The organism is Leptospira wolbachii serovar Codice str. CDC (assembly GCF_000332515.2).
GTDB lineage: Bacteria > Spirochaetota > Leptospiria > Leptospirales > Leptospiraceae > Leptospira_A > Leptospira_A wolbachii.
Map to the genome: position 1 here is coordinate 279754 of NZ_AOGZ02000013.1, position 24232 is coordinate 303985.

At 38.7% G+C, this 24232-nt stretch carries 19 protein-coding genes; 9 read left to right on the plus strand and 10 right to left on the minus strand.

Translation table 11 applies throughout. The annotated features are described in order from the left end of the window. Positions 1-60 precede the first annotated feature (60 nt). Positions 61-360 carry a hypothetical protein gene (locus tag LEP1GSC195_RS05330; protein ID WP_015680489.1) on the plus strand — a complete coding sequence of 100 codons (300 nt, stop codon included), beginning with the start codon at positions 61-63 and terminating at the stop codon, positions 358-360. A 67-nt stretch (positions 361-427) separates the two neighbouring features. On the opposite strand, the gene LEP1GSC195_RS05335 is transcribed toward LEP1GSC195_RS05330, so the two are convergent. The 3 genes from LEP1GSC195_RS05335 to LEP1GSC195_RS05345 all read right to left on the minus strand — a co-directional run bounded on the left by LEP1GSC195_RS05335 (position 428) and on the right by LEP1GSC195_RS05345 (position 5819). Beyond that, positions 428-1864, minus strand: coding sequence for a RecQ family ATP-dependent DNA helicase (locus LEP1GSC195_RS05335; RefSeq protein ID WP_015680311.1), 1437 nt, complete (start codon positions 1862-1864; stop codon positions 428-430). Positions 1865-1924: 60 nt separating this feature from the next. After that, complete coding sequence (locus LEP1GSC195_RS05340) at positions 1925-3799, minus strand: acetate--CoA ligase (protein ID WP_015680408.1); 1875 nt, start codon at positions 3797-3799, stop codon at positions 1925-1927. A 178-nt stretch (positions 3800-3977) separates the two neighbouring features. Further along, positions 3978-5819 (minus strand): adenylate/guanylate cyclase domain-containing protein, encoded by a 1842-nt coding sequence (locus LEP1GSC195_RS05345; protein ID WP_156827634.1) that lies wholly within the window; start codon positions 5817-5819, stop codon positions 3978-3980. Between the two features lie 485 nt (positions 5820-6304). Between LEP1GSC195_RS05345 and LEP1GSC195_RS05350 the strand changes: the two genes are divergently transcribed. The 3 genes from LEP1GSC195_RS05350 to LEP1GSC195_RS05360 all read left to right on the plus strand — a co-directional run bounded on the left by LEP1GSC195_RS05350 (position 6305) and on the right by LEP1GSC195_RS05360 (position 11091). Beyond that, positions 6305-6877 carry a WG repeat-containing protein gene (locus LEP1GSC195_RS05350; RefSeq protein ID WP_015680434.1) on the plus strand — a complete coding sequence of 191 codons (573 nt, stop codon included), beginning with the start codon at positions 6305-6307 and terminating at the stop codon, positions 6875-6877. 423 nt (positions 6878-7300) lie between these two features. After that, the gene (locus tag LEP1GSC195_RS05355) at positions 7301-9322 is read left to right on the plus strand and encodes a sensor histidine kinase (protein ID WP_015680384.1); all 2022 of its coding nucleotides are present in this window, start codon (positions 7301-7303) and stop codon (positions 9320-9322) included. 197 nt (positions 9323-9519) lie between these two features. Then, positions 9520-11091 (plus strand): 7TM diverse intracellular signaling domain-containing protein, encoded by a 1572-nt coding sequence (locus LEP1GSC195_RS05360; protein ID WP_015680256.1) that lies wholly within the window; start codon positions 9520-9522, stop codon positions 11089-11091. Between the two features lie 6 nt (positions 11092-11097). On the opposite strand, the gene LEP1GSC195_RS05365 is transcribed toward LEP1GSC195_RS05360, so the two are convergent. The 3 genes from LEP1GSC195_RS05365 to LEP1GSC195_RS05380 form a co-directional block, all read right to left on the minus strand. Further along, entirely contained in the window at positions 11098-12195 is a 1098-nt protein-coding gene (locus LEP1GSC195_RS05365; RefSeq protein WP_015680429.1) for a LamG-like jellyroll fold domain-containing protein, read from the minus strand. Positions 12196-12347: 152 nt separating this feature from the next. Then, a complete protein-coding gene (locus LEP1GSC195_RS19815; protein ID WP_015680410.1) occupies positions 12348-13196 on the minus strand; it encodes a LamG domain-containing protein in 849 nt (282 codons plus the stop codon). Then, the gene (locus LEP1GSC195_RS05380; RefSeq protein ID WP_040506395.1) at positions 13193-13384 is read right to left on the minus strand and encodes a hypothetical protein; all 192 of its coding nucleotides are present in this window, start codon (positions 13382-13384) and stop codon (positions 13193-13195) included. The genes LEP1GSC195_RS19815 and LEP1GSC195_RS05380 overlap by 4 nt, the downstream gene beginning before the upstream one ends. Before the next feature lie 472 nt (positions 13385-13856). Between LEP1GSC195_RS05380 and LEP1GSC195_RS05390 the strand changes: the two genes are divergently transcribed. Further along, a complete protein-coding gene (locus tag LEP1GSC195_RS05390) occupies positions 13857-17558 on the plus strand; it encodes a LamG-like jellyroll fold domain-containing protein (protein ID WP_015680341.1) in 3702 nt (1233 codons plus the stop codon). A gap of 56 nt (positions 17559-17614) precedes the next feature. Here LEP1GSC195_RS05390 and LEP1GSC195_RS05395 read toward each other — a convergent pair whose 3' ends face one another. Further along, on the minus strand, positions 17615-18307 hold the full coding sequence (locus tag LEP1GSC195_RS05395; protein WP_232227698.1) for a DUF4386 domain-containing protein: 693 nt from the start codon (positions 18305-18307) through the stop codon (positions 17615-17617). Positions 18308-18451: 144 nt separating this feature from the next. Here LEP1GSC195_RS05395 and LEP1GSC195_RS05400 point away from each other — a divergent pair, with 144 nt between their 5' ends. Further along, positions 18452-19567 (plus strand): helix-turn-helix domain-containing protein, encoded by a 1116-nt coding sequence (locus LEP1GSC195_RS05400; RefSeq protein ID WP_015680278.1) that lies wholly within the window; start codon positions 18452-18454, stop codon positions 19565-19567. Between the two features lie 30 nt (positions 19568-19597). Here the strand turns inward: LEP1GSC195_RS05400 and LEP1GSC195_RS05405 are convergent, their stop codons facing one another. Next, complete coding sequence (locus LEP1GSC195_RS05405) at positions 19598-20746, minus strand: MFS transporter (protein ID WP_232227699.1); 1149 nt, start codon at positions 20744-20746, stop codon at positions 19598-19600. An 8-nt stretch (positions 20747-20754) separates the two neighbouring features. Then, positions 20755-21267: a DUF2938 domain-containing protein gene (locus tag LEP1GSC195_RS05410; protein ID WP_015680395.1), complete on the minus strand. Its 513-nt coding sequence runs from the start codon at positions 21265-21267 to the stop codon at positions 20755-20757. Between the two features lie 129 nt (positions 21268-21396). Between LEP1GSC195_RS05410 and LEP1GSC195_RS05415 the strand changes: the two genes are divergently transcribed. The 3 genes from LEP1GSC195_RS05415 (at position 21397) to LEP1GSC195_RS05425 (ending at position 23280) form a co-directional block, all read left to right on the plus strand. Further along, positions 21397-22020 (plus strand): ArsR/SmtB family transcription factor, encoded by a 624-nt coding sequence (locus tag LEP1GSC195_RS05415; RefSeq protein WP_015680369.1) that lies wholly within the window; start codon positions 21397-21399, stop codon positions 22018-22020. 108 nt (positions 22021-22128) lie between these two features. Further along, positions 22129-22929, plus strand: coding sequence for an alpha/beta fold hydrolase (locus tag LEP1GSC195_RS05420; RefSeq protein ID WP_015680330.1), 801 nt, complete (start codon positions 22129-22131; stop codon positions 22927-22929). A 3-nt stretch (positions 22930-22932) separates the two neighbouring features. Beyond that, positions 22933-23280 (plus strand): hypothetical protein, encoded by a 348-nt coding sequence (locus tag LEP1GSC195_RS05425; protein WP_015680251.1) that lies wholly within the window; start codon positions 22933-22935, stop codon positions 23278-23280. A 28-nt stretch (positions 23281-23308) separates the two neighbouring features. Here LEP1GSC195_RS05425 and LEP1GSC195_RS05430 read toward each other — a convergent pair whose 3' ends face one another. Beyond that, positions 23309-24187: a tyrosine-type recombinase/integrase gene (locus tag LEP1GSC195_RS05430; RefSeq protein ID WP_015680270.1), complete on the minus strand. Its 879-nt coding sequence runs from the start codon at positions 24185-24187 to the stop codon at positions 23309-23311. Positions 24188-24232: the final 45 nt, after the last annotated feature.

The following is a 24232-nucleotide window of genomic DNA, read 5'->3' on the forward strand; positions in this document are numbered from 1 at the left end:
GTCCTATAACTCCAATTTGTCCCAGCCCTCGGCTAGAATCAGATCCAGAAGAGGCTAATTATGGAATATATCGAATCACTATTGGATGAATACTTTGATCTCTCCCAAACATTGGGAAATTTGGGTGGGCCCGAAAAAGCTATCGAATTGTACGACGGGTTATTAGGTCTTGAAGAAGAAATCTGCTGGGAATGTTCTCTGCCGGCATCTACAAAGTATAGGGGACTTTTCCGCATGATCCCCAAAGATGTATCAAAAGAAGATTACATTAAAACCGCAGTCCAAACGCTATCGAGAGAAAAGGCGAGATTTTTCTATTCGCCAAACAATGGTCTATTCGAAACATTTAAAGCTGCGTAATTTAAAATTGCCAGGGAAGTCTATGCAACTGCTAGTTGTTTTATTTTTCTGGCAAGACCGTCCTAAATCAAGGAGTGGTTAAACACAAATCACAATTTCCACATCCGTCAAAGGAGGAATCAAAATATCCATGAATGAATTTTCGTCTACAATCAATTACTTTTGTATACATCAACGTTTGGTACAATCTCTTTTGAGAGTCTTTCTTTTTTTCTAACAATTCAGATTCTGAAAAAATTGAATCTGACCAAGGGGCTTCTATTTGTAATGTCCCTCTTTCGAGATCTCCGGATATCAATCCTTTGTTGGCCAGTAAATTGAGTGCCGTTTGAATTCGATGATCTCCTCTGTTTTTGAATGTCATATAGGCTTGTAAGGTACCATAATCCAATCCAGACAATTCGTTTTCTTTTAACAAAAGAAATCCAAAAAGTTTTTTCAAATACAATCCATCTGGATTTTGCCATTCAATAAATTCCATTTGAACAGATAGGTCTTCTTGGCAATAATAAAGTTTGCAAAAGGAAGGATCTCCATCCCTCCCAGCACGACCGATTTCTTGATAATAGGATTCAATACTTCCAGGAATCTGAGCATGATAAATGTTGCGAATATTAGGTTTATCGATACCCATTCCAAATGCATTCGTTGCGAGCAGAATTGTCTCTTCTGATTTAAGAAACAAGGATTGCACTTTATTTCTTTGTTCAGGAGAAAGTTTGCCATGATAGACCAGGTGTCTTTTTTGTCTGGTATCTAGCCAATGGCTGAACTTCTCCAAATCCTGAATCAAACTAAAATAGATAATGCTTGGTCCTTTCGAATTCTCCAAATCTTCAAAGATTGAATTGTATTTTGATTCCGTATCAAAACAATCCACCACAGATAATTTTAAGTTGGGCCGAAATAAACCATCATCAAAGATTCGTATTTTTTCCTTTGGGATTCCCAATTGTGAAACAATATCTTCCTGCACTCGATTTGAGGCCGTAGCGGTAAGTGCAATCGTGGTTGGATATCCTAATACCTCGCGAAACCAAGAAATTTTTGTATAATCCGGCCGGAAGTCATGGCCCCATTGACTAATACAATGAGCTTCATCTATGGCAAGAAGAGAAATCTTTTGTGTACTCAATGCATCCAAAAAATCTTTTTTTTGGAATCTTTCCGGTGAAACATATAAAATTTTATAATCACCTGATCTTAGTTTGGAATAACGCTCCAAACGTTCGGATTTTCCCAAACTGGAATTAATAAACTCAGCAGAAACACCTTTTCTTTGTAATGCGGTCACTTGATCCTTCATTAGTGCAATGAGTGGAGAAATGACAATACAAACCCCAGGCAAACTAACCGCAGGAATCTGGTAACATAAAGATTTCCCCATACCCGTCGGCATGAGAACAAGAGCGTTCCCACCGACTAAGATATGTTTAATTATTGTTTCCTGTTTTCCACGGAAATCGGAGATACCAAAAGTATTCTTAATACTCTCAAGATCCAAAGAAACCACCTAGGTTGGGGACAAATTCAAATATATAAATATTAATATCTATCAGAGTATCTACTTTGCAATTTTTAGCCGAACTGCATCCATAACTTCCTCCAAAATAGAAGGATCATCAATCGTTGATGGAATAGAATAAGTTTCCCCATCAATCATCTTTCTCATTGTTTTACGAAGGATTTTACCAGAGCGCGTTTTTGGTAGTCTTTTTACAAATACCACAATCTTTAATGAGGCAATCGCACCAATTTTTTCTCGGATTCGATGAGTCAAATCTGATTCAATTGATTTTGGATCAACAGTAATTCCGTCCTTACAAACTACGATAGCAATCGGAACTTGACCTTTTATCTCATCGGCAATGCCAATCACTGCCGACTCAGCAATGGAAGGATTTTCAGCCACAATTTCTTCCATCTCTCCCGTAGAAAGTCTATGGCCTGCCACATTAATTACGTCATCAATTCGTCCTAAAATAAAAAGATAACCATCTTCATCGAAATAACCGCCATCACCAGTTAAATAATAACCAGGGTAATGCGAAAGGTAGGAGGATTCGAAATTGGAATGATCATTCCAGAGTGTTGGTAAACAACCCGGTGGCAAAGGAAGTTTGATTACAATATTTCCCTTTTCTCCTTGTTTCAATTCATGTCCTTCTTCATCAAGAATGCGGACATCAAATCCATTGACTGGCTTTGTCGCCGAACCAGCTTTAGTTGGAAGCGGAGACGCACCCATCATGTTGGCAGCAATTGCCCAGCCAGTTTCTGTTTGCCACCAATGATCCACCACGGGGACTTTCAGTAGTTCACAAGCCCAATCGTAAGTGACAGGATCTGTTCGTTCCCCTGCTAAAAACAAATATCGCAATGAGGATATATTATATTTTGATAATTCCTTACCATCAGGATCTTCTTTTCTAATGGCACGAAAAGCAGTTGGCGCACAAAACAATGTCTTTACATTATATTCTTCAATGATCCGATAAAAAGCTCCCGCATCTGGTGTCCTCACTGGTTTTCCTTCGTATAACACTGTGGTGCAACCGTAAATTAAGGGAGCGTATACAATATAAGAATGTCCCACAACCCAACCCACATCGGATGCGGCAAAAAAAACATCTCCCGGTTTCATATCATAAATCGCTTCCATTGAATAGTGCATTGCAACCGCATGACCACCGTTATCTCGCACAACTCCCTTTGGTTTTCCTGTAGTCCCGGAAGTATAAAGAATATATAAAGGGTCTGCTGCAGATATTGGAACCGACTTCTTATGACCTGCTGTTTCCATCAACTCATCCCAATCAAAATCCCTACCGGTATGCATAATTACTTCTAAATTAGGACGAGATTTGAGTATGACATATTCTGGTTTATGAGTGGATAAGTGCATTGCTTCATCTAACAATGGTTTATAAGGTATAATTTTTGATACTTCAACACCATAAGAAGATGTGATGACAATTTTTGGCCTACAGTCGTCTAACCTAACAGCAAGTTCATGAGGTGCAAATCCCCCAAAGACAACAGAATGCACTGCACCAATCCTTGCACAAGCCAACATAGAGATGAGTGCTTCCGGGATCATAGGCATATAGATCACCACAGTGTCACCCTTCTTCACCCCCAAGGAGTCCAAGGTAAAGGCCATCTTTTCGACTGATTCTAAAAGTTTGCGATAGGTTAGTTTGGTTTTTGATTTTGTAACAGGAGAATCGTAAATGATGGCAATCTCTTCACCTTTACCTGATTCTACATGGTGGTCCAACGCTAAATAAGAAGTATTTAATATTCCGTCAGGAAACCAATGATTGAGTCCATCATCACTAAGCCCATAAGCTTTCGTTGGCTTTTTTTGCCAAGGAATCCGATCAACGAGAGACATCCAAAATTTCATTAAATCTTCGCTGTGAACCAGTTGTTCCATTTTACCACATCCTAATTGTTTATAAGATGCAAATTCCTCAAAAATCCCAACTACAAATTTTATAGAACTATCAAAAACGAATCTGCGTAGGTTTCAAAAAACTTAGATGTCTCTGATACCAAAATACAATTAAATTATAATCATTCCAATTTTTAACGCTAAAAATGAGTTCGGATCTCTAGGAAAATTCATGGGTAAGTTGAAAGACTTCTATCGGCCTTATCTTTCCTTTTACTGTTTCCTCTGCGACAAACTTTGTATGAAAAACTTCAGGATGTTCTAAATGATCGAGAGTCGCGCCAGAAACAAGAATATCAACAGAATATTTTTTTGTTAATCCTTCCAAACGACTAGCTGCATTGACTGTATCGCTAATGACAGTAGAATCCATCCTTCGGTTTTCTCCGATCGTTCCAAGCATCAAAGGACCAGTATGAATTCCAATACCAAACTCAATGGCCTGATAACCTCCTCTGACTCTACCGTCATTGTATTCCTTAAGTGCCTGCCTCATTGCAATTGCTGCCGCCAACGACTCGTCAGGTGGTCCAGGAAAAAGTGCCATCATCCCATCACCTAAGTATTTATCAACAAATCCGTTATGGTCTCTGATGATAGGACCAAACAACTTAAGGAATGAATTTATAAATTTAAAATTTTCCTTTGGACTCATCGACTCAGACAAACCGGTAAAGTTTCGGATATCCAGAAAAAATACGGTCATTTTCATTTCAGAAAAATCACCTAACACGATTTCCGTGATACTTGTTTTGTTTAAAAATCCCAGAACCTCCCGAGGAATGAATCTTTCGAGAGAAGAATTTATCTTTTCTAAGGCAGCAGAATGCATCTCGCTAGTAGCAAATGCGTTTGCAAAAAGACGTGCCACAACCAAAGACTGTGCCAATAAAAAAACAAGTGTTCCTATATTTACCAAAGAAGGTAAATTCCAAAAGAAATGACTTTTTACAATATCAAGAAAGACTGTTAACAAAAAGAGGAAGGTGCCTCCTACAAACAATCCAGCACCTGGTTCTTTATGAAGCAGAGCTCGACCAACAGTAATTAAACTATAAATTCCGAATGACAAAAGTAGAAGTTGAAATGGAACAAGTAACGTTGTTGTCCAAACAATCGGTGCAAAGAGATTTACAATAGCATAGGTTATTCCTCCAAAAACAGTCAGGAATGTTGCTGGTCTATAGGAATGTTTTGGATACAACCGATCTACGAATGCCGCAAAACTAACAAGAGCCAAAGCCATTGTGGCATAAACTCCACGAATCACAAAATACCAACTAACGTCAGGGAATATTTCCAAAAACAATGTTTCGCTATAAAGAGTGGAACGAAAAGAGATCATCAGACAAAATACACCAAACCAAAGCGGAGCTCTATTTTGACTTCTAAAGAAAAACGAGCCACAATGATAAAGACCCATAAGAAAAATGGCTCCAAAAAGAAATGCCTCCCATACCACTGCTTGAGTTCGAATCGTTTGAATTTGTTCTATATTACCTAGGGCCAAACTATAATAAATACCTCCAAATTGATCATCCCAATTAGAAACCTCCATCTTTAAATCAAGTTCAGTTTTTCCGTTAGCAGGAATTAATATAACTCTCGGTCGATAAGAAGGTGAACCACCTTCAGCTGAAGAAGAAACCTTACCTTCTTTCGCAATTATTTCTTCATCAACTGACAGAGAAAAGGCGGTCCCGATCAATGGGGACAATAATGCTAAATGAGTAGAGTTCTTTGGTAATTTTATTTTTAACCGATAGATTCCGTAACCCATCGGAGTTCCATGAAATCCTTTTGTAGAAGGTACCTCCCAAGGGATTCCGTCCAAAGTCCATTCCCCATCGAGGGATACGGTTCCCTGATCCCAAGACCAATCACCCAAATCCATTGTTCCGTCAAAGGCACGTGGACTCTGCGATTGCCCAGAATGTGGCGAACACAAAGAACAAAAAAAGAAAATCATCAATACAATCGTATTTCGAATCGATGTGAACATTTCCTGGAAAGTTAAAGAATCGCTAACGATTGTCAATCGAATTAGAATCTTTATGATGATCTGACGAAATCTCAAAGCATTTACGATTCAGTTCCATACATAATCGGAAATGATCTTGGGGGATTAAGAATATCTTAAATTACTTTTGCTATGAATTTAGACTTGGTCTCTCTAAATATACGGTAAACTACTAATAATAAGAAATGAATCGATCTGAACTAACATCTGGTGGCTTTGGAGCATTTGAATTCGAAATTGCTATTATGTGTATGAGACTAGATCCTACCCATTGAAAAGGAAAGTGAAATAACACAAAGGTTCGCAAATGGCTATTAGTAGGACGACACTCAGCAGAAGAAGTATGTGAACATCAATAACCTGTTTTTGTTCTTATCAACCGTGTATTGTTTGGTGATCTTTTCGAAATTTGCTTTATTAAGTCCCGCTGTAATTGTATACTTTCTTAATTTTAATCAGTAGGTTCCATGAAACTAGTTTTTACATTTTTAATCTTCGCTCTCCCTTTGTTCGCAAAAACCAACCTCCCCATTTCTTTTGAGGAAAATGGCCTCTATGGTTTTAAAAATAAATCGGGCAAGGTAATCATCAAAGCTCAATACCAACAAACAATGGATTTTACAAAGGAACAGGTAAGTTTTGTTGTTTCAAATAACAAATGGATTTGTATTGATTCAAAAAACAATATCCTACTAGAAACCTTTGTCTATGACAATGGACCCGATTATTATGCAGAAAACCTAGCTCGATTTGTAGAAAACAAAAAGTTTGGATTTTTTAATTCCCGTTGTAAAAAATTAATCCCTGCCCAATACGATTTTGCTTTTCCATTCGAAAATGGTTATTCCATAGTATGTCATGGATGCGAATCCAAGTTAGATGGGGAACATAGTAAAATCGTCGGCGGAAAGTTTGGAGTCATCAACCGGAAAGGAAAAACAGTATTACCAATAGAGTATGATTCTATCAATTCGATTGATGGGAAAAATAGGACGGCAAGTGTAACGAAGGACCAAAAGAAAACAATAGTAAACTTATAACAAAAAAGTATTGCCAACAAAAATAATCTTGCGGATGTATCAGGAATATCGCGATACAATGGAAAGGTTTTTGTTGGCGTATCCTCTTATGGTATGGCCGTAAATCCGGAAGGGCTATTTGTAGTCACCGGCAGATTTACCTCCGTGAATAATACTTTAGCCAATGAAATAGTAGCCATAAACTTAGGAAATGACCGAATTCTGCCTTCGAACCAAACACAAACCTGAAGGCGGATACTTCCGAGCCGATCTACCTAGTTTAGAATGAATGTAAATGATTAAGATTATAGGACTTTTACTGAACGAATTACCTATCTCATCAATAGAGTTCCAATGATAGATTCAAAATAAACCTGTGACAGTATCTTCGGTGATTCCATCATGGCAGTGACGGATGGAATACCAATTTAGGTTTTGTTTGAAATGAACTGGAAACTATCTATATGGTTGGCCTTTCTTTGTAGTTGTGCACCTCTTACTTCTGTTTCCGAAACACCCGCCGCAATCCAAGGCCAACTGGATGTAACGTCCTGGGATTTTAATCAGAACCTCCCCCTTTCTGGTGAATGGACTTTTCATTGGAAAGAATTGATCCAACCAAACACACTTGTTTCAAAAAATATATCAAATCATAAAACTTTATTCAAGGATCCTCCATCCCCTAATACTTTCCTAACAATTGGAGAGAGGTGGAAAAATAAATATGAAGGAACCGGATACTCTACTTATCAGCTAAAGATTCTATTACCTGAAACGGCAAAAGAAAACATATATGCTCTCCGTTTTTTCCAAACAGGGGGAGCAGCAATGTATATTTATGTGGATGGGATTTTACAACTGGAACTGGGGAAAGTTGGTAAAACAAAGGAAACCATGGTTCCTACTCGTAGTTCTGGAATGATCGTCATTCCTCACCCTAATGCAGAAATCAACATCTTAGTCCAAATTTCTAATTTCTACCATGACGACGGAGCATTCTGGTATCCACCAATATTGGGACTTTATAAGAACACCAACAAACAAATACTAAATGAAGCAGTAAGAGACTCCCTACTCACTGGGGCATTATTATTTATGGCATTCTATCATTTTGTAATATTTTTATTCAGAAGAACCCGATCATTGATTTTCTTTTTTGGGTTATATAGTTTTGTCATTGCATTACACTCTATCTCATTAAATGGCGACTCCTTATACTATTTATTTCCAGACGTTCCTTACCGTTTGGCCTTTGCACTCTCTCTGATCTTTTATCTTACGATGCCTCTATACCTTTCCTTTCTGAATTTATTGTTCCCCGATAATTTTTCGAAAAAGATTATAAACTTCTTTATAATCACATGTTCTGGTTTATTTCTTTTTGTATTAGTAACACCATCTGAACTTGGATCCCAAACCACTTTTTATGGATTGTTCTTTAGTATCTTAGGATTACTCTATTCCATTATTTGTATTATTTATGCGGCCTTCCAAAAAAGAGAGTTGGCCTTACCACTGCTTTTGATCCAAATCTTTTTATTTGTAAGTGCGATTAATGATACTTTGTATTTATACGGTGTTCTAAACTATTTTTTGATTTTAAAGTATTCCTATCTATCAACAGTATTATTCCAATCACTCATCTTAGCTTCTTTTTTCACAAAATCTTTTATTAAAACGGAAATATTAGGAAAAGAGCTTACGAAGCTAAATGAATCTTTAGAAAAAACAGTAATCCTCCGCACAAAAGAATACAAAGAAGCAAAACAAATTGCTGAAGAAGCTAATGAATGGAAAGATAAATTCATCTCCCTTGTTGCCCACGATCTCAGGTCTCCCTTAAGCACCGTTTACTCTGCGTTAACCATAGTAACAGATAAAGATTCAACAGAAGAAGAAAAAACTCATATATTCAAACAATTATTTGTAATATTAGAAAATGCAATGTCCACTGTAGAACATTTACTAAACCTAAACCGGTTCAACAAAGGGAAAATTCATTTAAACTTAGCGCAGATCAAGTTCCTAGGAATGTTACAGCCGTTAATCGATTCATTTTCATTAGAATTACAGAAAAAATCAATACAAATGGATTTCCCCATTTCAGAATCCGCCACCGTTTATGCAGATAAGTCCATACTCATTGAAATCCTTCGAAACGTGATTGCTAATGCAATAAAATTCAGCAACCCTGGAGGCTGGATCCGAATCACATTTCTCGACACCGAAAAGTTTACAGAGATCACAATAGAAGACAATGGCCCAGGAATTCCTTTAGAACGCCAAAAAGATTTGTTTTACAAACAAATGACTTCACCTGGCAGTCAGGGAGAAAAAGGATTTGGAATTGGATTGAAACTTTGTTTTGAACTCATCCGCCTCCACCAAGGAAACATTCAAGTTCAGTCGGAAGAAGGAAAGGGCAGCCGATTCACTTTAGAGTTTCCCAAAGAAAAGTTACGATAGAAAAAACTTTTTTATCATCATAGCTTTGTAACAAATGAATTCGTATACATCGATGGGTTTCGCATCAAAGATGCACAAGAACTAGACAAAATGATACAATGTTCTAATTTCTACTTAGCTACATTTTTTTAACAAAAAGGCTTGTCAGACTTCAAAAGTCGTTACAAGTATTGCGTTCGATGAAAATTAATCCCCGGATGCTTTTTTTGTTTCTTTTCTTTGCAGGAATTTCCTGTGCACCCGATGGATTTGGCAACCAAAATGTAACCAATCGTTTCGAATTCTTTTTAGACAAGAATACAGAAATTCCCTTTGGACAAATTCAAAAAATACATACTTGGAATCCAATTTCCGAGAACCAACTTTCTTTTAATTTTACTAATGATGTCATTTGGCTACGAGGAAAAACAACCGATGAAGGATTCTCGCAAGGAAGAATCCTTTCTTTAGAATGGAAAGCCCTTGATGAAGCCATATTATTTTTTCCAGAGAGTCCCAAAGAATACCAAACATATAAAACAGGAGACACAATCCCTAAATCAAAATGGACATTGCCAGAAGCACTTTACCCCAGCTTCCTAATTCCAAAACAGAATAGAGGCGAATATTTTTATATTCGAATCCAATCCAAGTCCATAATCTCTTTTCCCATCCTTTCCTTGGATGAAAAAACACTTCACAAACGTATGATCTTAGAAACTGCAATCACGTGGATGATTTTAGGAGTTTGTGCCGTGATGTTTGTGTTCGCGCTATTCTATTTTTTTGCTTTTAGGTTAAGCGAATTTTTCTTTTATGCTGCGTATGTAGTCTGCACTGTGTTATGGTACAATGGTCAATATGGGAATGCTTATGATGTCCTTTGGCCAGAATCTCCTTGGTGGCAGAACAAAGCCATATTAACATTTTCTACTCTTGGAATTCCTTTTTCGTTCCAATTTGTAAGAATGTTTTTAAATACAAAAGCAAACAATCCAAGGATTGATAAAATTTTACTGATCATGGGTATTGTGGCACTCTTTTGTGTTCCAGCGATTCTTATAGCGCCTACAACTAAAATTTTTTCTAGGATCGCCACTTATATCTATCTGATCTCCATTCCCCTCATTCTTGGAACTGCATTACGAAATTATTTCAAAGGGGAAAAACGAATCCTTTTCTTTTTGATTAGTTGGGGAACGTACTTTATCATTAGCTACAATACAATGTTTTATCTTTTGGGGATCTTACCTTATTCCACTCCCCTTCTCTACTCTGCTGTGTTTATATTTCCCATCGATTTATTTTTCCTATTGTTCAATCTATTACAAAAATATGAAAAACTAGAAGACGAAAGAAACGAAATCCTCCATCGCATCATAACCTTAAATACTGATTCCGACAAAAACACGCGTTATGCGAAATCAAAACTAAACTCAGTCAATACGGAAGAATCACTTGCGAAATTAGAATCATGGATGCTTGCGACGAAACCTTATTTAGATGAAAAACTAGATTTAGAAATTGCTTCTCGGGCAGTAGGCCTGACAGTCCAACAAACTTCAGAACTACTGAATTCCAAACTAGGGGTTAGTTTTCGCAGTTATCTGAATGGATTTCGGATTGCAGATGCCAAAAAAATCTTAAAAGACAAACCAGAGATGTCTATTCTTTCCATTGCTTATGCGACAGGTTTTGGATCCAAAACTGCCTTCAATGTAGAATTTAAAAAAGCAACGGGTGTGAGTCCTTTGCAATATAGACAATCGGAAGAGGCAAAAAATCTTTAACAACCATTAGGGGCCTAATATCGGTGATCCCTGATACACTTGATTCACTGCCGTAGCACTGAGAACAGAGCCAAAAACACGAAATCCATCAATGCCACCGTGGTACCAATACCCACCACCCCAACTTCCGAAAGTAATTCTTTGTAAAATTGTGTCTACAGCACCAGAACCAGTCGTGGCTGGTGTCCCCAAAAAGGTACCATTGGTATAAAAGGAGGAATTCGTTCCGTCAAAAACGATACAAATATGTGTCCAAGTACCCGCGGGCGGAGCATAGGTTTGTTTCGCACTAAAATTGGCTCGAGTAAAATATAACCCAGTAACTCCTGCTGTATTTTGTAATCCAAACCCGCAGGCATTATTAAAAAGCGTACCATAAGAAAAGATCAATTCCTGCACCCCAGATCCGAGGAGGGCGTCTGGCCTCAGCCAAATACAAATGGTTCTTGGCAATGTCCCGCTTGGCAACATACTATCTCCCCCAATTTGGGAACCGATATCCGTATTATTGAGATGTACTGCCCCATTCGTATCCCCTTCATATCCAGTTATTTTGGAAAGAGTAGGGCCAGCTGTTAGAGTTAATGGCTGGATGCCTGAATTCTCAAAAGATCCATTAGTAAATTTCAAATGGACTAAGGATCCAATTTCAACACCGATACGAAGGGTTGTACTCATTTCTCCTGTACTCGTTGTTGCCGTGACCTTATAATCCGCATAACCTGTGATTGTTGTTGGAGAGCCAGAGATTTCACAAGTTTCATTGTTTAGGGTAAGTCCCGTCGGGAGTGTAGGTGTTACTTTGCATGTTATGATTTGACTGCATAAATCTGATTTGATAGAAACCGGAAAATTTTGTCCCAAAAGGTAAGTGTTCTGCGGATAGGATAACGAAGTATTTCCAGTACAGAGAAAACAATCCTTACCTTTTACGAGACAGGCAAGTATTTGTGTTTCATTAAACTCTCGACTATGAACATCCCCTGCATTATTAAAATCAGAAGGTTTACAATCCAAAATAATAAAAATTAGGAAGAGGATTGTGTAGGATAAATTACTAAACTGTCCAAGGAAATGAAAACGTTCGCATATTTGTTTTTTCATCTTGGCTCAAGAGTATAAGGTATTTGTGCTTAGCAATCGTTCGGGTATATATTTCCGAACGGAAGAATCAAAAAAAATTTGATTATTTCGAAATCATAAAAAACAAGCGGATAACAAAATTCCTTACCAACTATTGGTTCTCTTATCGATGGCTATTCTAAGTATGCAATTCCTGTTTGATAAACCTGACCGATTTGTTTGGCACTTAAAGCAATATCATAGATCCGCATAGCATCGGAATCGCCCCACCAGTAGTATGGCAAACCCCCACTTCCGGTCCAAGTCCCAATCACAAAGGCTCCAGAGGTCGTATTGAGTGGCCCCGAACCGCTAAAGGTCGGACTGCCGATCCAGTTTCCATTCACATAGAGACTTGCCGTATTTCCTCCGTTATAGGAAGCGCATAAATGCGTCCAGGTGTTCAGTGGTACTGTGTAATCGGCAAGGGCATCATAACCAAATCCTAAAAAGGAAACTTTATTTCCTGTAGCCGTGGAAAGTGATAACACAGAAGCATTCGCGGTTGTAGTAGAGCCATACCGAAATATCAATTGATGAGAGCCATTGGCAGGAAGCTGTGTAGGTTTGATCCAAGCGCACATGGTTCGTGGTTTTGCTCCCATAGGCAAACTGGCATCTTGACCTGCATCCGAGGAATAATATCGGTTATTCGTATCGAAATTTAAGCCTCCGTTGACATCACCGTCTTTCCCTGTTGTCCAATTGGGCACCCATTCCTGGCTAGATAAATTAAAAACTACTGGTCCCGAATTCACCAAGGAACCATTGGTAAAATCCAATTGCACTAATGGTTGGATTGGCACACCAACCTCGCGAGTACAAAACGGACCAATTAACAAACAGTTTAGTATTTGCGTTTCATTAAATTCTCGACTGTGAACATCGTTTGCGTTCTCCAAATCGGAAGGCCGACAAAAGATAACAGAAAAAACAATCAAAAGTAAGAAAAAACGGGAAATGTTGTATGGTTGTTTTTTCATCTTAGTGAACAGTATAATAGATCAATGCGAATCAGTCGTTCCGATATATACTTCGGAACAAAAGAATCGGAAGTTTTTTTAGGATCCCAATGAGGTTCTGAATGGATGTCTGCCGTATCCCTTGTTTTTGAAAATACCAAAGGCAAAATTGCTTCGATTCTTATTTTTCGAGATTTTGTTTCTGTCATTGACAAACCTAAGATTAGGAAATAAATTTACTAGACAATCCGTGATCATAAAAATCATTAAAATAGCAATTTTAGTTTTGATTCTCGGTCATGATTGCAAACCTACCGAAGTTTGTAATATAAATGACTCCGATTCACCATGTGGTTTGAACAATATTTTGGTGCAAACCGATTGTACTGTCACCTCTACACCTCCATCCAAACCACAAAATCTTTCTGGATCCCCAAATAATGGACAAATTGTACTCAACTGGAATCAGCAAACGGGAAGCGGATCACTTTCAAGCGCTTCTTTGACCTGTGCAAGTCCCTATTCTTTACTTTGCATCGAACAGTAAAATTACTCTGGAAAAGAGAAATCAGGGACATTCAAACGATTGAGATTATTATCCGATCCAATGAATCTGGGCGCAGAAATTTCTTGCTTCTATACTTAGGCTCTTGAAACTAAGATAGGTCACGGACATCCTATATGAAGAGATTTACATTACCTTTGGTATTTCTGATCCTCTCTTCTTGCCGATTCCCTTCCCTGGAGCGTGACCCACTCGAATTTCTCGCTTTCCTTCGCTTTTTCTCAAGTTCACAATTTACAGGACATAGTATAGGCGGAGCCGTATCTGGACTCAGCACAGGGGCTTCGGTCACACTCACAAACAACCAAGATTCGGTAACTGTTACTAGCGATGGAAATTTCACCTTCCCCAAAAAACTAAGTTCTGGGCAAAGTTACAATGTCAGTCTAGTAACAAATGGCTCAGGCCTTTCCTGCACGATAACCAATGCCCAAGGTGTTGTCCAAAGTAGTAATGTAAATAATATTAACGTCACCTGTGGATGGGGTACCAATTTCTATGAAGTGGGAGTCAATGTCTCAGGACTCAGCGGTACAATCTCTGTCCAAAACAATGCCGAAACTCTCAACATTGCAACAACTGGCCTCACCAAATTTACTACACTCATATCCACTGGCTCCAACTATGCGGTGACAATCACCTCACAACCATTAGGTACGGTTTGTTCGTTTGATGATCCAACACTTACTGTAGGAACCATGGCGGCAGCCAATGTTACATTATTTATAACATGTATTACAGGATACATTGTGGGAGGAAACATCCATCCGACCCCAAGTGCTGATCTCGGAACCAATCTCATCGGCAGGCAAACCTTAATAAATACAAAAGTCGGTTCTTTTCCAGTCAACGCCGGTGGTGCCGGAGCAGTAACAGGTGGAGCAGCAGCCAGTGCATCACCTACAATTGCTCGTTTTAGCGGGCCCAACATGATCACAACTGATGGTAATTTTATTTACCTAGCAGACTCAATCAACGCAGTCATTCGTAAAATCGATAAGTCCAATGGAACGACTACCATCCTTGCCGGAGGAAATTCTGGTGGTGGGACAGTATGTCCAGGAACTGTTACGACTAATTGTAAAGATGGTGTAGGAACTGCCGCAGAGTTCAACGGAATTACCGGCCTCACCACCGATGGGAATAATTTATTTGTATTAGAATCTTCAGGAAGGCGGATTCGAAAGGTCAATCTTTCAACCTCCGTTGTATCCACATTTGCTGGAACCGGCAATGCCGCTTCTGCGGACAACGTTTCTGGAATTCTTGCCTCTTTTAATAATCCTTCTTGGATTACTATGTACAATAGCAATCTCTATGTTGTAGATCGTGGTAATTGCACTATTCGCGTTATTAACCCTACCACAACAGCCGTTAGCACTATTGCTGGTGTTCCTACAATTTGTAGTTTTGCCGATAACCCAACAGGAACTAACGCTCGTTTCTTGTCACCCATTGGAGCAGTTGGCCTTGGAGGTTATCTTTATATAACAGATCTTGGTGGAGGTGGCGGACATAAAATTCGCAGACTTTCCCTGAGTGGAACCAATGCAGTAGACACAATTGCTGGTGATGGAGTGCAAGCATCTACAGATGGAATCGGAACGGCAGCACAGTTCAATGACCCACATGGAGTAACTACAGATGGAACCAATTTATTTATTTCTGAATGGTCTGGTCATAGAATTAGACATCTCAATATAGCAACAGGGAAGGTCACAACCTTAGTAGGAAGTGTCTCTGGGTATGCAGACAATACCGGTGGGAATGGTCTTTTGAACTTTCCTGGCTATTTAATATCTGATGGACTGAATATTTATATTTCCGATACCGGAAATCACTCTCTTCGTTACTTGGAGCCTTCAGAATTATTACGTTATACGTTTGACGGAAACACAAACGACTCCATTGGGACAAACCATGGTCTCATCACAGGAGCACCCACACCGACGGCAGACGAAAATGCTCTCCCCAATGGAGCTTATGAATTCCATGGAAGTGGAGAAATCATTCAATCCACAACAAATATAACTCCTGCAATTACCGGCAATTTAACCATCTCAGCTTGGGTGTACCCAGCAGGAACAGATTCAGCCGCTACTCAATTTATATTCTATCGTGGACTAGGTGGTAGCAATGGATATGGACTCGCCTTTGAAAGTGTGGGGACCTCACGAAGATTGTACGTCTCCCTTGGTGCTGTTGGACCAAGTGGATTTACAACAATGCGGTTACCTCTGAACCAATGGTCACATGTTGTACTCCGACGTTCGAATCCCAATTGGCAAATTTACATCAACGGCAAACCGGATTCGATTGTTTTTACGACCAACCCTATCGCGCCAGCTAACACTTTCAAGGTGGGAGATGCGGGCAACGGAAATTATTTCAAAGGAAAAATTTCTGACGTTCGTTTTTTCAATGGAGCTCTCGACAATGATTCCATCCAAAAGCTTGCTATCCAAGTCCCCTCAGGGCTTATCTCCTACTTTCCATTCAACGGTAATGCAAAAGATTATGGTAACTTTCATAATGATTTGAACATAACGGGAGCCGCTATAACCACAGATCGGAATGGTCACCCAAATGGAGCTTACTATTTCAATGGTGCCTCCTTTATGCAAAAATTAAATCCCAATGGTTTACCCACAGGAAGTAGCGCAAGAACCATTTGTGCCTGGTTTAATAAATCAAGTTCCATAGGTGAATACATTGTTGGATTTGGAACCTTTGTAAACTTACAAGGAAATGGACTCGTGGTTTCCGATACAGTCACAGGAATGTTTGGTGTAGCTGATGATGTCACAACATTTCACGAAGGATTTAGGAACCAATGGATGCATCTCTGCGGAACTTATGATTCTGCTAACGTGAGAGTTTATGAGAATGGTGTCTTACGTGCTTTTGGATCTAAAGCTTGGTCCACTGTTCCCGGTCCAAGTCTTGAAATTGGAAGACGGCTCGATGGAGTTGGAAACTTTTCAGGTGATCTAGATGATATTAGAATCTATAATCGTGTCCTTTCTGATACGGAGATTAGAGTTCTATCAGGGCATTATCCTACGCAAGTCAGCAGTTGGAATCCATCGATTGCTGGTAGTAGATTGAAATTTTTCCTAATGCCAGAGGCAGCTTCCTTTGGTCCGGGTGCCTGTAGCGGAGGAACTAATTGTATTGGTGTTTGGGATGATAGGAGTGGGAATGGGTATCACGTCAGTCAAGCGAGTGCTGCTTCACAACCAAACTACAACCTAACAGGAATTAACGGATCTCCTGGCGTCCGTTTTTTGGACGGTCCGGCGACCTATTTATCGAGAGCTTGCACCCCTGATTTAAATTCGACTTCCAATACAATTTTTGTTGTGTTTAACGAAGCAAACTCAACTAGTAACGATGGGATTTTTCATAATGGAACGAAACTCCTCTATTTACCAGACAATGCAGGAAATCTTCTAAGCCTTTTTGATATTCAACTTAATACTGCAAGATTGGTTTCAACAGCAAATTACAATACTGCCAATGTTCCCGTTTTGATGTCCTTAGATTTCGATGGATCATTGGGAAATATCTATAAAGGAGGAGCTGTCGTTGGTTCCAATTCTACCACCGGTGGAACATACAATTGTTCAGCGGGGGACCTAAGTATAGGTAGATTTTTATGGGACACCGGCACCTATCCGACCAATGGAGATTATTTTGACGGTTTACTCGGAGATATGATTTATTTTGACCAAGTCCTTAGCACAAGTGACCGGGAAACTGTAGAGTGTTATTTATCCAATAAATACAATCTGCCCGTAGGTCACTCCTGTCCTTAAGAATCGGTCCGACCACCTAACAAATTTGCATTGAACTATAATCACGTTACCCAAATTCATTTCTTCACCATCTGAAATCCTAGAAAAACCATCCAAACTAACCAACACAAACTCCCCATAAGACCAGCGAGAGGAACCTCACTCAGTTCAGGAATCACAATGGCAAACAATTCCAATTGCGCTAAAAGGTAAATGAATGAAGAGACAAACCCAAAGAAAGCAATCCATTTAGGGAAAATATGGTCTTTCCGGATGATAAAAGAAATGATCGCCATCCAAAATATTGTAAATAGTTGACCCAAATGTTCACCCAGCAAAACACCGAATAGGTGGTGGATTGTTTGGAAATTCACCAAAATTGCTTCTTTCATCACACTAGATGTATTCGGATCTGTATAAAGATGAGAAAAGACAGGAATCACAAACACCCATCGCAAAAGTCCCATGAGTTGGAAAAATAGTGCTACAATTCCCAATGTCGTTGCCGTGAGGGATATAAGTGGGCTTTTTGCTTGAGTGACCTGATACAAACTAAGATAACTAAAGAGAAGTGGCAGACCCGAAATTCCAAAAAACCACCAAGTCCAAATAAGTGTTGCCCCTCCTTTCTGGAATTCCAATAAAATCTCACCGGCCGGCTTTCGTAAAATATCCGGATATTGAAAATTCATAATCAACATTGTATAAGGAATCTGGATAAGAAACGGTATAAAGATAAATATCATACCCGCATAACGATTTAATTTCATGGAACCACTCTTCATTACTTTCTAACCAAGTAGGATAAAACAAATTGAATCCTTTGTCGTCCCACCCCATAGGATGGGACCTTTCTTTTTCAAAAAATTTCTATCAATCCTTCGATACTCTCGCAGTTTAGGATTAGTTTTCAAATGATTGGATCAATCTTACTTGGTGCTGGTTTTATGCAGTCTGTTTTCCTTGGCTTGTATTTCTATCGCCAAGAAAATACGGGGAAACCATTCAGTCGTGATTTGGGATATTTTTTCTTCTTTCTTTCCTTGATTATGTTATGCAATCTTGTTTACTTTTCGGGAAACCTTAATGAATTTCCTCATCTAATCAAAACTGGGTATCTATTTGGATTTAGCATTGCTCCCTTCTTTTCATTTGCAGTGACAAGATATTTTGGGATTCCCAAAGAAAATAGAGTTTGGTTCGGATTATTTTTGTTAGTACCAATTCTTTTTTTTGTGTTTCACATTCCCTTTTTTTTCTCAAGTGGAGAGGATAAAATTCGTTCGCTCGCGAACATTCCTCAAAACGAAATATTCAGTGATTCAAATCAGTTTCAAATGATGACACTGGCTTTTTCACTTGTAGTTTTTTCTCGAACTTATTACCGATTTCGATTAGTCCTGGAAGAATTTTCTGAGGACTTCTATTGGGAGGGAAAACTTTTTTATCGTTACGTATTGATTCTGATCTTCTGGTTGTTTCTTTGTATTCTGTTTTGTATTTTTTTCCCAGGTAGAACTTCCGAAAGTATTTCTAACCTAGGTTTTTCTGTTTGGGTTCTTGGTTTTGCGTGGCACAGAATCTACCTAGACCAAAAACAAAATGAGATAAACCAAAGTTCTGAAAAAAACCAAACTACTACGAAATACCAAAAATCTTACTTATCAGAGGAAAGATTAAATGAGTTAGGGAAGAATTTAGAAAATTTATTGAATGATAAAAATTTGATTTTAGATGGAGATCTTAGCCTTTCCAAGATTTCAGAAATTCTGGGACTCTCTCCTCATACCACTTCTCAAGTTTGTAATCGATACTTCGGCCAAAGTTTAATTGAAATCATCCGAAACAAAAGAATCCAATTTGCTAAAAAAGCTCTTACTGAATCGAACCTTCCTATACTTCGTATTGGCTTTGATGTTGGTTTCAATTCCAAAAATGCTTTTATCAGGGCCTTTAAGGAATTAACCAATCTAACACCCTCCAACTATCGAAAAAAATTCTCCACAGAGCCAAAAGAAAGAGATCCTTAATTTTAACTCTGCAGAAAAAATCGCATCGTTTTATTCTGAAATTTTCTTCTTCTCTTTTAGGTTCAATGCGATGAAAAAAGAAATTCCGCAAGTGATCATTCCAAATGCATACACTGCCGCATAACCAAAGTAATTTGCAACAAACCCTGCAAGGGGGCCTGTAACTCCTAAGGCGAGATCAAAAAAGGCAACATAAGCACCAAGAGCAACACCCCTAAATTGTGGTTCCATATTCTTGACTGCTTCCACACCAAAGGCAGGAAAAACAAGAGAGTATCCAAATCCAGTGAGTGCAGCTCCCACAAATGCAACCGAAGAGGAATTCGCCTGCCAAAGCAAATATTGTCCTAAAATTGCCACAGCAGAAAAGATAAGGGCAATGGTTCTTCCACCATATTTGTCTACCGATTGAGCAAAGAAAACCCGAGCAAGGACATAAGCAGTTCCAAAGATTGCCATAACCCAATGGGCGTTCCCCCAACCCTTTTCTTTAAAAAGGAGTGTGCTAAATCCAGCAATTCCAGCAAAACAAACGGCTGCAAAAAATAAACCCGTCCCCTGTTTCCAAACACGAGGAACCACTTGATAAAAAGGGATTCTTGCAGTTCCTGTTACGGGAGTCGCAGGAACAAAATACGAAATGATTCCAGCAATGAGAGGCAAAAGTATCGCAAAAACCATCCCACCTTGAAATCCAAAATCTTTCACAACCAAATAACCGAGTGGTGCCGAGATCGCAATGGCCCCATACATAGCCATTCCACTCCAAGCCATCACTTTACCAGCATTAGTTGGTCCAACCAACCCCACTCCCCAGGAAAGTGCCCCCGTAATCAATAGACTTTCAGAATATCCCAAAATCATACGGCCCAATAGTAAACTCACAAGACCAATACTATTGTTAAAAAAGACTCCTCCTATTGTAATCAAACCAGAAATGACTGCAAAAGAAAGTCCTCGTATCACAGCAACTTTTGGCCCTTTTAAATCCGAAATCGTGCCCGAATGGTGTCGACTAATCAGAGTTACAAGAGATTGAGTTCCGAGTATTACTCCAAGCCAAACATCACTTAAGCCAAAAAAACCTTTTACAAGACCTGGCAACGTAGCAATAGGTATCCCAACAGAAAAAAATCCAAAAAGAACAATCAAAGCAATGGTCAATATGTATTTCATCATAGATTCCTTTACTTGAGTTCCCAAGGGAATAAGGCATTAGAAAGAATTGCTGATCCATAAAGCCCTAGTCCATAAACTGTGTGAATGGCTAAGTTTCTTAATCGAACTTGGTTTGGTTTCGGAGCTTTGGAAGCAGCAATTCCAATTCCCATAGCAGGTTGCATTAAAAACCAAGGTGCAAGTATGGTTCCAACACCCACAAGAATTGCTGGAACCAAAGTAGGATTTCTTAACCAACCTTCTCCCCAAATGCTCGGCAACAAAAATGAAAAGAAAATCCCAATGGCATAATGCACAACCCAACCAATCAAAGTTTCTCCTGCAATGGCCTGGCTTTTAGCGATCCCATCGTGAAAAAATTTTCCCCGAAATGTGTGTCCCACCAAACGTCCCAAAAGCCCAAGATCCAGTGAACTAACCCCCATTGTCTTTTGCAAAAAAAATCGCCAGACATCCATTGCCATGGTGGCTCCAATCCCAATTCCGAAGACCTTCCAACAACTTTCTAAAAGAAAATCCATATTTTCCCTCCAACAATACATTCTATCATTCAATTACTTTATTGATTGATAGAATGTCTAGAGCTTTTTTGAGGAACTTTTGCAAAAACTCTTGCCACAAAAAGAACATATGTTGGGATAAGATCGAAAATGAGCAGTTTAGAAACCATTCCACGTATGAGTGAAGTCGCCAATATGTTAGGAAATGAATCGCGACTTATCTTACTCCAGCTTTTGTCCGAAGGGGAAAAGTCAGTAGAAATCCTTTCGGAGCAATCAGGCATTCCCGTGGCCAACACTTCACAACACCTACAAGCTCTAAAAAAAACAAACATGGTGACCACCCGCCGCGAAGGGAAACGAATCCTCTATCGATTGGAATCAGGCCCAATTAAAGAATTATTTTTGGCTTTAGAAAAGTTCGCCGTTTTCAGCAAAGCACAGGGACATGCTCTTTTAACAGGTATTACACCTATTTCAAAAAATAATCTTACAGTCAGCGAACTCCAAAAAAAAATAAAGAAAGGCGGAAACATTCTTATTGATGTTCGATCAAAAGAAGAATATAAAAAAGGGCATCTCCCCGAAGCAGTAAACATCCCTTACTCTGAACTTACTACCCACAAATTTCCTAAAAACAAAGAAGTAATTGTGTACTGCCGAGGTCCTCTCTGTTTACTATCAGTCAACGCAGTCAATCTTTTGAAATCGCGTGAAGTTAACGTATCCCGTTTTGCTCCAGGATACAGTGGTTGGATCGCAAACGAAGTTTGATCAAAAGAAAACCTATCCATTTCAAAAATTAATGTAAAACAGCAAGAATCGGGTTTTCACATCTCAAGATTTGTTCTAAACTCTTAGCAATCAATTTTAGGAGATGAGATGAAAACATTTATTTTACTGCATGGATCCTACCACGGTGCTTGGAATTGGCACAAAGTAGTTCCACTGCTTCATAACAGCGGACACTCTGCGATAAGCATTGATATGCCTGGGCATGGTCTTGATAGAAAGAAAATACACTCGGCATCACTCAAGGATTATGTAAATAAAACCATAGAAGTTATCCAAGCAGTAGAAGGGAAGGTGGTCTTACTTGCTCACAGTCGAAATGGAATTGTGATTTCCCAAGTCGCAGAAATAATTCCAGAAAAAATTGAGAAATTAATCTTCCTTGCGTCGTATTTAATTCCAAATGGAAAGTCTATGATGGAATATGCTCTCCTCGATCGAAAGTCATTAGTGATTCAAAACACAGTTCCCAAAATTTCTATAAAACTAGTTAGTCGATTGATCAAAAACTATACTGGTTATAAAAAAACATTGATCGATCTATTTTTACCAAAAAAATTCAGAACCCATCGGTTGAGCCAACACATCTTCCAGGAAGCACTCTATCATGATTGTCCTCCTGAAATCCTTGAGTTAGCCAATGTATTACTCACAGCGGAACCAAACTTAGGTGGTTTCGAAAAATTGAAGTTAACGGCAGAACGTTATGGCAAAATTCCTAAAATATACATCGAATGTTTGCAAGATAGAGCCGTTACACTCTTTCTCCAAAGGAAAATGCAAAAAGATTCGCCCTGTGACCAAGTTTTTCAGATAGATTCCAGCCACTCGCCATTTTTTAGTAAACCAGAAGAATTATGTGATATACTGAAAGAAATTGCTAAGGAGTAATGTATGTCTGAATTTCTTTTGATTTTTACCATGGTTATCCTCTCTCCGGATAAAATCATACTCACTATGGAAAAGGTAAATCTTGTAAGTAAAACCAGTCTAGAAATCCAACAATTTCAGTTCGAAAATACTGAAGTTGGTTTTTCAGCCGCCGATAGGGAGCAAAAAAGACTACGGAAAGACCTTCACCTCCCGGCTTCAGATTGTTTGGTGGTATTAAACAAAGAGAAAAAAGGTTTCATCCATGTGGGCCTAAGCCACCTTGGCAACTTACCCGAAGCTGCCAATATCACAGAACCTAATATAGAAAAGATTGTCGCACTCTGTCGAATGAAGAAAGCAAAGTTTTGAACTGTATTTATTTCGATTCAAACCAATCTTATCGAAACTGAAATCCATACTGGTTTTGGCTTTCAAAAATCCCCAACCGAATGTTTCCAATCTTTTCAAGTGGGCTTGTGATCTTCAAAAGAGAATTGGGACTTACATGAAGATAAATCATTGTGCTCTTGATGTCTGCATGACCTAATAGTTTTTGAATGTAAACTAAACTATACCCATCCTCTAAAAGATGAGTGGCGAAGGAATGCCTAAGTGTATGTACTGTGGCATACTTTTGAATTCCCGATAAGTTTCGAATCTTCTGAAATGCTGCTTGCACAGTGCGAGGACTAATCGGAACATCCTTTCCTTTCTGCGAAAAAAACAAATATGTTTTTGGATTATAAATTTCCATATACTGTTTAAGAAGCAATGCCGTTTTGTCTGCTAAGATTGCATACCTGCCATGACCTCCTTTTCCTGAAGAGATAAAGATTGCCTTTCTTTCAAAATCAATATCCACTACCTGAAGTTTAAGCACTTCTCCAATACGAATTCCCGAAGAATACAGTAAGGTGAAAATAGATTTTTCACAAACAGAACGACAATTGGTAAGGAAAGAAGTTACTTCGGCTTGGCTAAATACAGCCACAACCGTTCGTTTTCTTTTAGGGAAAGGAACTAGTTCCAACATATCTTTACGATCAAGAAGAGAATAAAAAAACAAAAAAGCACTATAAAAGACAACCAAAGAAGAATCAGACTTATTTGCCTGTCTCATATTCAGAAAAAAATCATATATATCCGAGGGTTCCAAATCCAAAGGGGACTTTTGAAAGTACCTTGCCAACCGGGATAGACACATCGTATAACTTCGAATTGTCTTTTTTGCATACCCATGCACCGTCATATCTGAAATCATTTTATCTTTTAACATACCCATTTGTACAGGGGACAGAATGTACAGAGTTAGAAAAAGAAA